Consider the following 12,841-nt stretch of genomic DNA (forward strand, 5'->3'; position numbering starts at 1 on the left):
CGCGACACGGCCATGGATGGCCGATCGCGGCGGGCCCACGGAGCAATGCCTGACTGCGGGCATGCCGAGCCTAGGCGAGGCACCGAGTGGTGGGGCAAGCCCGCTCGCCACAGGGTGTGTGTTTAGTAGCCTACGGTGAAACGCTGGCGCGAATGCTTGGGTGTTTCCACTTCATCGATCAACGCAATGGCGAAGTCGGCAAAGCTGATCCAACTGCGGCCTTCGCTGCTCACCAGCAGGTCGTCCTGGCCCAGGCGGAACGTGCCGGTGCGCTCAGTCGCGACAAACTCTGCCGAGGGCGAAAGAAAGGTCCAGTCCAACGTCTTTTCCTGGCGCAAGGTGTCGAGGAACACCGCACCCGCACTGGCCTCGGCCTTGTATTCGGCAGGGAAACCTTCGCTGTCGATGACCCGCCCGCCGCCCGGCAACAGCAGCGAACCCGCACCGCCCACTACCAGCAAACGCTTTACGCCGGCCTGTTTGACCGGGCCGATCACTGCGGCAGCGGGCAGGGTGGCGAAGTGCGCGGCGCTGATCACCACGTCGTTGCCGCTGATGGCCTGTTGCAGAGCTGCCGCGTCCAGGGCGTCGACCTGTTTGACGGTCAGGCCGGGACGCGCCGCGATAGCGCCAGTGTTACGGGCAATGGCAGTGACCGTGTGGCCGCGACGCAGGGCTTCTTCCAGCAGTTGGCTACCGGCACGGCCGGTGGCACCAATGATTGCAATCTTGCTCATGACGTTCTCCAGGGTGGGTAAGGGTTGGATCAATTCACCACTTCATTTCGCCCTTGGCGACTTTGGCGCTCAGTTCCAGGGAGCTTTCATCGGCCAGGTGCGGGTAGCGTTTTTTCATCGCCGCGATCAGTGCGGTGGAGTCCTTGGCCTTGGCGGTCTCTACGTCGAACGCCTTGATGTAGTCGGCAGTGAAGGCGACAGATTTGGCCGAAGGTGTGCCCAGGTAGTGACCGGGTACCACGGTGACCGGTTTGAGTTTTTCGATACGTTGCAGGGTGCCCAGCCAATCGGCGTGGGATTTCGCGCCCTGGGTGTCGGCCATCCACAGGTGGATGTTTTGCGAGACCACCACGCCGCCGACCACGGCCTTGATCGATGGGATCCAGACAAAGCTGCGATCCGGCTGCGGGCCATCCAGGCCGATCACTTCCAGTGCTTGCCCTTCAAGCGTCAGGCTATGGCCTTCGAGGACTTGGGGAATAATGGTTTTGGCCGGCTTGTCGTCGCCCATTTTCGGACCCCAGTATTCGATCTTTCCGGCAACGGTGGCCTTGATATGGTCGACCACGGGCTGCGGGGCGAGGATCTTGGCCTGGGGGAAGGCGCTGGCCAGGGTGTCGAGGCCGAAGTAGTAGTCTGGGTCGCCATGGCTGATATAGATGGTGGTCAGTTGTTTGCCGCTGGCGCGGATTTTCTGCACCAGTTGTTCGGCCTGGCCTTTGCCAAACTGCGCGTCCACCAGGATCGCGTCTTTCTCGCCGCTGACCAGCACCGAACTGACAGGGAAGATCGCCGATTCGCCCGGGTTGTAGACATCGAGGGTGAGGTCGGCGGCGACGGCGTGGGCGGCAAAGCCGAGAACGGTAGTAGCCAATACAAAGCGCTTGAGGGTGGTGAGCATGTTCAGGTCCAGGTCAGGGGTGCCTTGGCAGGCGATGGACAGAGCTTAGTTGCACTGAACGCAGCAAAAAATGCGATGCTGGAACATAGTTTGTTTCTGAAATCGGGCAAATCATGGATCGTCTTCAAGCAATGCGCGTGTTTGTCACCGTGGTCGACCTGGGCAGCCAATCTGCCGCCGCCGATCACCTGGACCTGTCGCGCCCTGTCGTGTCGCGTTATCTGGCGGAGTTGGAGGACTGGGTCGGCGCACGCTTGATGCACCGCACCACCCGCAAGCTCAGCCTGACCGCCGCCGGCAGCGAAACCCTGCCACGATGCCGGCAGATGCTGGAATTGTCCTGCGACATGCAGGCCGCCGTCAGCGAACCGGACGACGCCCCCCGTGGCCTGGTGCGCCTGAGTGTCAGCACCTCGTTTGGCCAGGCGCAGTTGGCCGAGGCGATGGCCGATTACGTCAAGCGTTACCCGTTGGTCAGCATTGACCTGCAGATGCTCGATCGCACGGTGAACCTGGTGGATGAGCGCATTGACCTGGCGATCCGCACCAGCAATGACCTGGATCCCAACCTGATCGCCCGTCAACTGACGGTATGCCGCTCGGTGATCTGCGCTTCGCCGGCGTATCTGCAGGAGCACCCGCAACCCCAGCGGGTAGAGGAGTTGGCGGGGCATAACTGCCTGACCCATTCTTACTTCGGCAAAAGCCTGTGGCATTTCGAGGAGGATGGCGAACCGGTGTCGGTGCCGGTGCACGGCAATATCAGCGCCAATGAGGCCAGCACCTTGCTACGGCTGACCCTGGCCGGCGCGGGGGTGGCGATGTTGCCGACCTATCAGGCCGGCGATTACATCCGCAGCGGGCAACTGATCCGCCTGCTGCCCCATGCCGAGCCCCGGCGGATGAACATGTACGCGGTCTACGCCTCGCGCAAGCACATGCCGCAGGCCTTGCGCAGCCTTCTGGATTTCCTGGTATTGCGCTTCCCGCCCGAGCCGCAATGGGATGCGGGGCTGTAGGGCCGATAAGGCGCCTGAATACCCGTCAATACTGGCAACTCGCCCTGGCTGACCTATGCTTAAGACAGCACCTTCTTGATCTGTCCGGAGGTCACCGCCATGACGATCAAAACCAGAAAGTACCTGATGATCTTTGCCCTGTGCGCCTTCGCCACAGCCCTGTACGGCACCGCCGCCTACCGCGCCGAACAGGCCCGCCAGCAACCGGGCATGGCCGCGAGTTGCAACCATGGGCAATGCACCTACTCAGCGACGTTGAGCGCTCTGCGCTGACACGCCATCGTTAGGCGCCGCGTTCAGCTGTTCGCGAAATGCCTTGGGTGAAAACCCCACGCGTCGTCGGAACAGGCGTGAAAAATTGGTCGGATCTGAAAACCCCAAAACCTCAGACATTTCGTTGATGGTCATGCTGGTGTAGGTCAGCAGGCGCTTGGCCTCCAGCAACTGACGGTCATGCATGATCTGCAAGGCCGGCTGCCCGCCCAATTCGCGGCAGGTGCCATTGAGGTGCGACACAGAGATCCCCAGCTTGTGCGCCAGGTCTTCGATTTTCGGGTGTTCACGGTAGTGCTGCTCCACCAACTGGGTGAACCGCCGGAAGTACTCACGGCCCCGTGGGGCCCGTGGATGGCGGCGCTGGATGGCCTGGCGGCTGATCCACACCAGCAGCACGCTGACCAGGGCGTGCATCATCATGTCCCGGGCCGGGAAGTCGTCGCTGTATTCGTTCTGCAACCGCGTAAACAGGCTATTGAGATAGTCACTGTCCTGGCCCGCCGGGTAGCTGCCCAGGGCGCTCAAGCCGTCCACCGCCGAACCCAATTGGCCTTGCAGGTGCGCCACCAGTGGCGCGGCCAGTGTCACCACAAATCCTTCGACATCCTCGGAAAACCGGAACCCATGCACACACAGCGGCGGCAGCACCTGCAGGGTCGACTGCGTCAGCGTCGTGCGCTGGCCCTCGATCTCCAGTTGCGCCTGGCCCTTGTACACGTAGAGCAATTGGCACAGGTCCGCATGCCGGTGGGGCTGGATCTCCCACTGGTACTCACGGCTGCGCCGGGAGATGGTTTCACAGTGCAGTAAGTCTGGCGTCGGCCACTGTTGGCTTTCCCCGTAGAGTTTGAACACTGGAATCGCGGGGCTGGCATTTTTGGTCATGTTTTTATCCGATACTCAGGACAGTGGTTCGGTAATCGCCCCGATTGGCGAAAAGCGCAGGCTTTGGCTCAGTTTTCACCTTCTTGTGGCGGTCACTCAAGGGAAAAATGCCAGTACCAAAACCACTGACAACGCTTTCACCGGTTACGTTCGGGGGAAGCAGGCGGGTCATAAAAATAATGAAAACGCTAAAAACCCAAATCGCCATCATCGGCGCCGGTCCTTCGGGGCTGCTGCTCGGCCAGTTGCTGCACAACGCCGGGATTGAAACCCTGATTCTTGAGCGGCAGACCCCGGACTATGTTCTGGGGCGGATTCGCGCCGGGGTGCTGGAGCAGGGCATGGTCGAGCTGTTGCGCCAGGCGGGCGTCGGCCAGCGGATGGACGCCGAAGGCCTGGTGCATGAAGGCTTCGAGCTGGCTCTGAATGGGCGTTTGCAACACATCGACCTGAAATCCCTGACCGGCGGCAAGACCGTGATGATCTACGGCCAGACCGAAGTCACCCGCGACCTGATGGCCGCCCGCGAGCAGGCCGGCGCCATCACTTTCTATGAAGCACGCAACGTACAACCCCACGACCTCAAGGGCGAGCGGCCCTGGCTGACCTTCGAGCATCAAGGCCAGCAGGTACGCGTGGACTGTGACTACATAGCCGGTTGCGATGGCTTCCACGGCGTGGCGCGTCAGTCGATCCCCAGCGACGTGCTCAAGACCTTCGAGCGGGTTTACCCCTTCGGCTGGCTGGGCATTCTTGCCGACACCCCGCCGGTCCACGACGAATTGGTATACGCCAAGCACCCGCGCGGCTTTGCCCTGTGCAGCATGCGTTCGTCCAGCCGCAGCCGCTATTACCTGCAAGTGCCGGCCGCGGAGTCGATTGACGCGTGGTCCGACCAGCGCTTCTGGGATGAACTCAAGGCGCGCTTACCCACGGATCTGGCGGCGCAATTGGTCACCGGGCCGTCGATCGAAAAGAGCATCGCCCCGCTGCGCAGTTTCGTGGTGGAGCCCATGCAGTACGGGCGCCTGTTCCTGCTGGGAGACGCCGCCCACATCGTGCCCCCCACCGGGGCCAAGGGCCTGAACCTGGCGGCCAGTGATGTCAGCACCCTGTTTACGATCCTGTGCAAGGTGTACCGGGAAGGGCGCGTGGAGCTGCTGGAAAAATACTCACAGATCTGCCTGCGCCGTATCTGGAAGGCCGAGCGGTTTTCGTGGTGGATGACCTCGATGCTGCACCAGTTTCCCGAGGCGGATGGCTTCAGCCAACGCATCGCCCAGAGCGAGCTGGAGTACTTTGTCGAGTCTGAGGCCGGGCGTAAAACCATTGCAGAAAATTACGTCGGACTTCCCTACGAAGCTATCCAATAGCTGGCTATCGAGTAACATGACGGGCATTGCCGCGGGCCTCTTTTTCCGTGGCCTTGCCTGCAGGTTCTGCCGTGACTCAACCCACACCTTCCGTACGCAGTGTCCTCGCCGCGCTGATGTTGGCGATTTTCCTCGGCGCCCTGGACCAGACCATCGTGGCGGTGTCGATGCCGGCCATTTCCGCCCAGTTCAACGACGTCAACTTGCTGGCCTGGGTCATCTCTGGCTACATGGTGGCGATGACGGTGGCGGTGCCGATCTACGGCAAGCTCGGCGACCTGTACGGGCGCCGGCCCATGATGCTGATCGGCATGGGCCTGTTCACCGTCGCCTCGCTGTTTTGTGGCATGGCGCAAAGCATGGAACAACTGGTGCTGGCGCGTATCCTCCAGGGCATTGGCGCGGGCGGGATGATTTCCGTGAGCCAGGCGATCATCGGCGACATCATCCCACCCCGCGAGCGCGGGCGTTACCAGGGTTACTTCAGCAGCATGTACGCCGTCGCCAGCGTGGCCGGGCCGGTGCTGGGCGGCTATATGACCGAGTACCTGTCGTGGCGCTGGGTGTTTTTGATCAACCTGCCATTGGGCGCGGGCGCCTGGTGGGTGGCCCATCGCACCCTGGTGGGGCTGCCGGTGCCACAGCGCAAGCCGATCATCGATTACCTTGGCACGCTGCTGATGATCGTTGGCCTGACGGCGTTGTTGCTGGGCATCACCGAAATCGGCCAGGGCCATCATTGGCGCGATGATCAAGTGCTGGGCCTGCTGGCATGTGCCCTGGTGGCGTTGACGCTGTTTGTCTGGCACGAGCGCCGGGCGCGGGAGCCGTTGTTGCCCATGCACCTGTTCGCCAACCGCAGCGCGGTGCTGTGCTGGTGCACGATTTTCTTCACCAGTTTCCAGGCCATCTCGCTGATCGTACTGATGCCCCTGCGCTACCAGAGCGTCACGGGCGCCGGCGCCGACAGCGCTGCGCTGCACCTGCTGCCGCTGGCGATGGGCTTGCCCATGGGCGCGTTCTTCGCCGGGCGCATGACCTCGGTGACGGGGCGCTACAAACCCATGATCCTGGCCGGGGCAGTGCTCACGCCGATTGCGATCTTCGGCATGGCCTTCAGCGCACCCCAGTCCCTGGTCTTGAGCAGCCTGTTCATGGTGCTCAGTGGCATTGCCTCAGGCATGCAGTTCCCGACATCCCTGGTGGGCACGCAAAACTCGGTGGCCCAACACGACATTGGCGTCGCCACCAGCACCACCAACCTGTTCCGCTCCCTGGGTGGCGCGGTCGGCGTGGCATGCATGTCGGCCTTGCTGCTGGCGTTGTTGCAGGATTCGAGTATTGCCCATCTGGCCGGTGGCTCGATGATGGCTGAAGGCAGTTCCGGCAACGTCCTGCTCGATGGCCTCAATGCCGCGCCCGGCCCGGCGCAGGATGCCTTGCGTGGGGAGTTGCTGAGTACGTTCCGGCATTTATTGATGATCAGTGCGGCAGTGTCGCTGCTGGGGCTGGCGGCGGCGATTGCCATGCCCAACCACCTGTTGCGTGGGCGTGAGGACAAGGCGCGATAAACGCTTCGACCCAGGACGCTCAATTAAGCGCGAACCCCGCCCGTGGCGAGGGGATGAGCCCCTCGCCACGGGGATTCTTTAGCGCGGGCGCTTTATGGGCTGTAGTAACCCACTGCCACCAGAAAATGCCCACTCTTGCGCAGGTAGGCATGCTTGTCTTCCACCTTGCCGGTCACCGGGTTTTTCCAGCGGTACTCATATTCGCCCTGACCCTGCTCCTTCATCAGTGCCAGGATCGGCTCACCCACGGGCTTGCCGTCCGGGTCCTTGACCTTGGCAAAGTCGGTGTTAATCAGACGCAGGTTGGTGCCATGGGCCACGTAGCGCCCGGTATCCAGGTCGACCACGAACACATACAGGTCGTCCTGCAGGAAGCCACCTTGCAGTGCGTTGATTGCCTTCAGGGTGCCCGCTTCGTTTTTCTCCAGGTCCTTGACCGCCTTGTCCCGCAGGGCCTTGGCCTGTTCGGGCGTGGCGCGGGGCAGGTAATAGCCGACGGCGAGGATGCGCTGGCCGATGCGCTGGTAGAACACACGCTTGCGTTCAACCTTGCCATCGTTCCAATTCTGCCAGCGGTATTCGGCTTGCTGGATGCCATTGCCTTCCGGGATTTTCAACGCCTCCTTGAAGGACTGGCGCAGGTCCGGGCCGAGCACTTCGGACACGTCGCGCCCGATCAACGCCGATGACGGGCCGCCACTGGCCAGCAGCACGCCCTTGGTATCGACCACGAACACATAACGGTCCTTGTCGACAAACTCGCCCTGGCGACTGAAGGCGGCGAAGGCCTTGTCACCGTTGTCGTGGTAGTAGGCCAGAGCCTTCTCCAGCAGCGCCTTGGCGGCCTGGGCGTCCTGTTCCTGGGCGGTAGCGGCGTGGGCCTGGCTGGCACACAACAGCAACAGCAGCCAGGTGGCGCGGAGCATTCCCTTCATTGACCCGTCCCTCGTTCTTGTGAATGTCCCAACAGCGTAGACGGCTGTGAGCTATGCATGAATATTCAGCAAACGATGTAAGTCGCTTCTGAATGTTTAGTGAGGTCGCATCCAAACTCCATCAAGGGTGAATTTAACGACTTATTGCACCGTGTGACGCTGGTGTTCATCTCTTCACTGTGATCACTGCATGGACGGCTCCCCCGACGCTCACCCCGAGGCCTCGCCTGGCGCCATCGCGCCCTGCTGCCCGGTATGTCGGTTGGGTGCTGATGCACTGCCCTCTGAACTGGCCTTTTGGGCGCTGTGGCACTGCCGCCACGCCCGCCCGCCAGACACCACGCCCTTACGCTGATTGCCCCCATCCAGGGCGTGCCGTCGTGCGCGCCTGCCTGACGCAAACGTAAGAGAGCTGCCATGAGTACCGTCTTTGCCAACCTGCACGAAGCCCAGTCCTTTCTTGACCACAACCCCGATATCGAGATGTTCGAACTGTTCATCCTCGACAGCAACGGCGTGCCCCGGGGCAAGTTGCTGCACCGTGATGAACTGCTGGCGGTCTATGCAAGCGGTCGGCCGCTGCCCAGCACCATCCTGGGCCTGACCCTCAATGGCGATGACGTAGAAAACTCCGGCCTGGTGTGGGAGGTGGGCGATATCGATTGCCGTGCCTACCCGATCAGCGGCAGTTTGCAACGCATGCCGTGGCGCTTGATTCCCACGGCAGCGGTGCAAGTCAGCATGCACCCCGAGGAAGGCCTGCCGGCGACGGTTGCCGATCCCCGGCACTTGCTGGCCAAGGTCATCGATGGGCTCAAGGCCGACGGTTATTACCCGGTGATGGCGGCGGAACTGGAGTTCTACCTGCTCGACCAGAAACCCGACAGCAATGGCCGCCCGCAACCGGCGCGGGATGTGGATGGCGCTCGCCCGCGCTCGACCCAGGTCTATGGCCTGCGCGAACTGGAGCAGATCGAGCCGTTTCTGGCCGACCTGTACAGTGCCTGCAAACTGCAAGGCATCCCCGCGCGCACGGCAATTTCCGAATACGCCCCAGGCCAGGTGGAGATCACCCTCGAGCATCGCAGCGATGCGTTGCAGGCGATGGACGAGGCGGTGCGTTACAAGCGCCTGGTCAAGGGCGTGGCCCACAAACACGGGATGACTGCCTGTTTCATGGCCAAGCCGTTCGACGACCTGGCCGGCACAGGCATGCACATGCATGTCAGCCTGGCGGATGCCGACGGCAACAACCTGTTTGCCAGCGAGGCGCCCGACGGCACGCCATTGTTGCGCCAGGCGGTCGGCGGGATGCTCAGTACCTTGCTCGATTGCTTGCTGCTGTTTTGTCCCAACGCCAACTCCTACCGCCGCTTCCAGAGCAACAGCTACGCGCCGCTGGCCGCCACCTGGGGCGTCGACAACCGCACGGTGAGCCTGCGTGTGCCAGGCGGGCCGGCGTATTCGCGGCATATCGAACACCGCATCTGCGGCGCCGATGCCAACCCTTACCTGGCCGCGGCAGCCATTCTCGCGGGGATTCACCGAGGCATTCGCGAACAGCGCGATCCGGGCGCGCCGGTGACGGGCAATGGTTATGCCCAGGCCAAGGAGTTGCTGCCCACCGATTGGCTGACCACCTTGCGCGCATTGGAAGGTTCGGCCTGGGCGCGTGAGGCGTTCGGCCAGGAGTTCCTCGGCGTGTACCTGGCGGTCAAGCGGGCCGAGTATCGGCAGTTCATGGGCGAAGTGGGTGAGCAGGACTGGCGTTGGTACTTGCACCAGGCGTGACGATGGCCTTTCGACCTTTTTTTCACGCAGGGGTGGTTAAGCTCAAGTTCCAGTGTCCGTAGAGACCGGTTCATCTACATGAGTCCCGTGATGTCACCACCCCCCCTATCGTCCATCGAGGCTGAATTCGCCGCGCGCTGTGATCGTGACCACGCTCGGGTCTGTGGTGACACGCGACCGCCTGGTTTGCTGCGGCGCTTGTGGTTATGGCGCGATGAGCGCCTGGTGCGCCAGGCCCTGAAGGTGGCGGGGGAGCCCGGCCTGGTGCTGGACCTGGCCTGCGGGGCGGGGCGTTTCTGGCCGGTGCTGGCTGAGCACAGCAACCGCGTGATCCTGGCCTCGGACGCCTCCCAAGTCATGCTCGATCATGCACAGAGCCACCATGGCGCGGCATTTCTGCGGCGGATCAAGACGTTCCAGGGCTCGGCCTTTTCCATCGGCCTGTCGGCCAACGCGGTGGACTGCATTTTTTGCCTGGAATTGTTTCGCCACGTCCCCACGGCTGACGCGCGGCTGGCGTTGTTGCGCGAATTTCACCGGGTCAGCCGCGACACGGTGATTGTCTCGGTAGACAGCGACAGCCGCCATCGTCAACGCCACCCGGCAGGCGCGGGGCAACCTTTACTGGCCCATCGCAGCGAGGTGGAAGCGGAGTTCCGCCAGGCGGGCTTCACGGTGCTGAACCAGCAAGAGTTCATGCCCGGCTCGGCCTTGTGGCGGGTTTATGTGCTGCGTAAAAGAGGATAAGCCGCACACGTCGGACTATTCTTCGTCTCCTGTCAGAGTTTTCATGATGGCTGGCACACTGCGGGTGCTCGAAAGACCCTCAGGCGATATATACTGCGCGCCATTCTTCAAGGGAGAGCCGTGTGGCCATCGATATTCACTGGATCTGCGACAACGATAGCCTCGGCCAGCATTGCGCCGAATGGCAGCAGTTGCCATTCGTCGCCCTCGACACCGAATTCATGCGGGTCGACACCTTCTATCCCATCGCCGGGTTGATCCAGATCGGGGATGGTGTACGCGCTTATCTGATCGATCCCCTGACCATCGATAACTGGCAGCCCTTGGCCGCGTTGCTGGAAAATCCAGCGGTGATCAAGGTGGTGCACGCCTGCAGCGAAGACCTGGAAGTATTGCTGCGCCTGACCGGCAGCCTGCCGGTGCCATTGTTCGACACGCAATTGGCGGCGGCCTACCTGAACCTCGGCTTCTCCATGGGCTACTCGCGCCTGGTGCAAGCGGTGCTGGATATCGAGTTGCCCAAGGGCGAGACGCGTTCGGACTGGCTGCAGCGGCCACTGTCCGAGACCCAGGTCAGTTACGCCGCCGAAGACGCGGTGCATCTGGCGCAGGTCTATACGCTCCTGCGTCCGCGGTTGTCCGACGATAAGTACGCCTGGGTCCTGGAAGATGGCGCCGAACTGGTGGCCAACCTGCGCCGGGAAATCGACCCCTACGAGGTCTACCGCGACGCCAAGCTGGCTTGGAAACTGTCCCGGGCCCAGCTCGCCGTGTTGCGCGAACTGTGCGCCTGGCGCGAGCAGCAGGCCCGTGCCCGCGACCTGCCACGCAACCGCATCATCCGCGAACACTCACTATGGCCCCTGGCCAAGTCGCAGCCGGATAACCTCGCTGCCCTGGGCAAAATCGAAGACATGCACCCGCGCACCGTGCGCCAGGACGGCGAGTTCCTGCTGGGCCTGATCAAGCGTGCCGCCAGTGTGCCGATGGACCAATGGCCACCGGCCGTGCCCGAGCCGTTGCCGGTGGATGCCGCGGTGCTGATCAAGCAACTGCGCGCCCTGGGCCAGACCTTCGCCGAACGCCTGGACATGGCCCCGGAACTGATGCTGCGCAAGAAAACCCTTGAGGCGCTGGTCAAGAGCGGCTACCCCGATGGGCCTTACCAATTGCCTGACTCGCTGCGTGGCTGGCGCCGCGAGTTGATGGGCCAGGCGCTGCTGGACAGCCTGGCCACTGCCGGAGAACAGCCTTGAAACATATTTGCTCCATCTACCGCAGCCCGAAACGTGCCGGCATGTACCTCTACGTGCTCAAGAGCGATGCCCTCGAGCGCGTGCCCGAAGGCCTGCTGACGGTGTTCGGCAAGCCGGTACACGCGTTCAACCTGGTACTGACGCCGGAACGCAAGTTGCAGCAGGAGGATATCGTGGCGGTCCTGGCCAACCTCGAAAAGCAGGGCTACCACCTGCAAATGCCACCGCCGGATGACGAGTACATCGAACACCTTCCCGAAGAGTTGCTGCGCCGTAACGACCCGATGTGAGCGACCAGTGTCCCGTTCGGGACACGTTTGAATCGAATGACCTGGCGAGCCCCGAGCCCTGCAGTCAGTTTGCTGGCGGTGGCCGCCTGCACTGTTTTTGAAAGGTTTGAACCATGCGCGTTCTGATAGCAGAACAGGACCACCCGCTGTACGCCCGATTGCTGCGCGAAGCGGCGCCGGATATTGAAGTCCTGACCAGTGGCGACTCGGCCCAATTGTCGAGCCTGGCTGCCGATTGCCCGGTGTGGCTGGGCCAGCCAGACCTGCTGGCAACCCTGCTGCGCCAGGGCCACCACCCGCAGTGGCTGCAATCGACCTGGGCCGGCATCACGCCGCTGCTGGCCGATGGCCTGCCTCGGGATTATCGGCTGACCCGTGCCGTCGGCATTTTTGGCCAGGTGATGGCCGAGTACGTGCTCACCTATATGCTCGGTCACGAGCGTGAAGTGCTGGCGCGCCTGGTGAGCCAGGTCGAGCGCAAGTGGGACAACCGCATGGGCCAGAGCCTGGCGGGGCGCAAGGTGCTGATCGTCGGCACCGGCGATATCGGCCAGAGCGTGGCGCAGTTCCTGCTGCCCTTTGGCGTGGAGTTGTACGGCATCGCCAGCGAAGCCCGGGAGCAGGCACCGTTTATCGAGGTGGTCGGGCCGGATCAACTGGGCCGCCTGGTGGGCGAGGTGGACTATGTGGTCAACCTGCTGCCCAACACGCCCAACACCCACGACCTGTACGACGCAGCGCTGTTCAAGCAGTTCAAACCGACCGGGTTGTTTATCAACGTCGGGCGTGGCGTGGCGGTGGTGGATGCCGACCTGGTCGAGGCCTTGAAGGAAGGTCACCTGGCCGGTGCGGTGATCGACGTTTGCCGCCAGGAGCCACTGCCCCAGCGCCATCCGTTCTGGACCGCCTGGGGTTTGCTGCTGACGGGCCACAGCTCCGCGCCGACCTGCCCGCGCAGGATGGTGGCGCTGTTTGTGGAAAACCTGCGGGCGTACCAGGCCAAGGATTCGCTGCGGGGCGAGGTGAGTTTCGAGCGGGGATATTGAAAAACCCCACACGG

13 protein-coding genes are annotated in these 12,841 nt (G+C 62.7%); 9 read left to right on the forward strand and 4 right to left on the reverse strand.

The features are described from left to right. Nucleotides 1-122: 122 nt before the first annotated feature. Both BHC62_RS11565 and BHC62_RS11570 read right to left on the reverse strand, forming a co-directional pair. Complete coding sequence (locus BHC62_RS11565; protein WP_070995094.1) at nucleotides 123-737, reverse strand: NAD(P)-dependent oxidoreductase; 615 nt, start codon at nucleotides 735-737, stop codon at nucleotides 123-125. A 34-nt stretch (nucleotides 738-771) separates the two neighbouring features. Further along, nucleotides 772-1,638 carry an MBL fold metallo-hydrolase gene (locus BHC62_RS11570; RefSeq protein WP_029292320.1) on the reverse strand — a complete coding sequence of 289 codons (867 nt, stop codon included), beginning with the start codon at nucleotides 1,636-1,638 and terminating at the stop codon, nucleotides 772-774. Between the two features lie 113 nt (nucleotides 1,639-1,751). Between BHC62_RS11570 and BHC62_RS11575 the strand changes: the two genes are divergently transcribed. Both BHC62_RS11575 and BHC62_RS28575 read left to right on the forward strand, forming a co-directional pair. Then, a complete protein-coding gene (locus BHC62_RS11575) occupies nucleotides 1,752-2,657 on the forward strand; it encodes a LysR family transcriptional regulator (RefSeq protein ID WP_029292321.1) in 906 nt (301 codons plus the stop codon). A 99-nt stretch (nucleotides 2,658-2,756) separates the two neighbouring features. Next, entirely contained in the window at nucleotides 2,757-2,930 is a 174-nt protein-coding gene (locus tag BHC62_RS28575) for a hypothetical protein (protein WP_166647834.1), read from the forward strand. Here BHC62_RS28575 and BHC62_RS11580 read toward each other — a convergent pair. Continuing rightward, the gene (locus tag BHC62_RS11580) at nucleotides 2,904-3,818 is read right to left on the reverse strand and encodes a helix-turn-helix domain-containing protein (RefSeq protein WP_070995095.1); all 915 of its coding nucleotides are present in this window, start codon (nucleotides 3,816-3,818) and stop codon (nucleotides 2,904-2,906) included. The two genes, BHC62_RS28575 and BHC62_RS11580, sit on opposite strands and share 27 nt — an antisense overlap. Before the next feature lie 179 nt (nucleotides 3,819-3,997). Between BHC62_RS11580 and pobA the strand changes: the two genes are divergently transcribed. Beyond that, entirely contained in the window at nucleotides 3,998-5,191 is a 1,194-nt protein-coding gene (pobA, locus tag BHC62_RS11585) for a 4-hydroxybenzoate 3-monooxygenase (RefSeq protein WP_070995096.1), read from the forward strand. Nucleotides 5,192-5,244: 53 nt separating this feature from the next. Next, nucleotides 5,245-6,762, forward strand: a complete 1,518-nt coding sequence (locus BHC62_RS11590) for an MDR family MFS transporter (protein ID WP_143007531.1) — start codon at nucleotides 5,245-5,247, stop codon at nucleotides 6,760-6,762. A 92-nt stretch (nucleotides 6,763-6,854) separates the two neighbouring features. On the opposite strand, the gene BHC62_RS11595 is transcribed toward BHC62_RS11590, so the two are convergent. Further along, the gene (locus BHC62_RS11595; protein WP_070995098.1) at nucleotides 6,855-7,697 is read right to left on the reverse strand and encodes a cache domain-containing protein; all 843 of its coding nucleotides are present in this window, start codon (nucleotides 7,695-7,697) and stop codon (nucleotides 6,855-6,857) included. A gap of 417 nt (nucleotides 7,698-8,114) precedes the next feature. Here BHC62_RS11595 and BHC62_RS11600 point away from each other — a divergent pair, with 417 nt between their 5' ends. The 5 genes from BHC62_RS11600 (at nucleotide 8,115) to BHC62_RS11620 (ending at nucleotide 12,827) form a co-directional block, all read left to right on the forward strand. After that, on the forward strand, nucleotides 8,115-9,488 hold the full coding sequence (locus BHC62_RS11600) for a glutamine synthetase family protein (RefSeq protein ID WP_029292326.1): 1,374 nt from the start codon (nucleotides 8,115-8,117) through the stop codon (nucleotides 9,486-9,488). Nucleotides 9,489-9,578: 90 nt separating this feature from the next. After that, nucleotides 9,579-10,235, forward strand: coding sequence for a class I SAM-dependent methyltransferase (locus tag BHC62_RS11605; protein ID WP_029292327.1), 657 nt, complete (start codon nucleotides 9,579-9,581; stop codon nucleotides 10,233-10,235). A 122-nt stretch (nucleotides 10,236-10,357) separates the two neighbouring features. After that, complete coding sequence (gene rnd, locus BHC62_RS11610) at nucleotides 10,358-11,491, forward strand: ribonuclease D (protein WP_070995099.1); 1,134 nt, start codon at nucleotides 10,358-10,360, stop codon at nucleotides 11,489-11,491. Then, nucleotides 11,488-11,781, forward strand: coding sequence for a YcgL domain-containing protein (locus tag BHC62_RS11615; protein ID WP_029292329.1), 294 nt, complete (start codon nucleotides 11,488-11,490; stop codon nucleotides 11,779-11,781). Before rnd ends, BHC62_RS11615 begins: the two co-directional genes overlap by 4 nt. A 113-nt stretch (nucleotides 11,782-11,894) precedes the next feature. Continuing rightward, nucleotides 11,895-12,827: a D-2-hydroxyacid dehydrogenase gene (locus BHC62_RS11620; protein ID WP_070995100.1), complete on the forward strand. Its 933-nt coding sequence runs from the start codon at nucleotides 11,895-11,897 to the stop codon at nucleotides 12,825-12,827. Nucleotides 12,828-12,841: the final 14 nt, after the last annotated feature.

Origin of the sequence: Pseudomonas sp. 06C 126, assembly GCF_001855215.1 — a bacterium.
GTDB lineage: Bacteria > Pseudomonadota > Gammaproteobacteria > Pseudomonadales > Pseudomonadaceae > Aquipseudomonas > Aquipseudomonas proteolytica.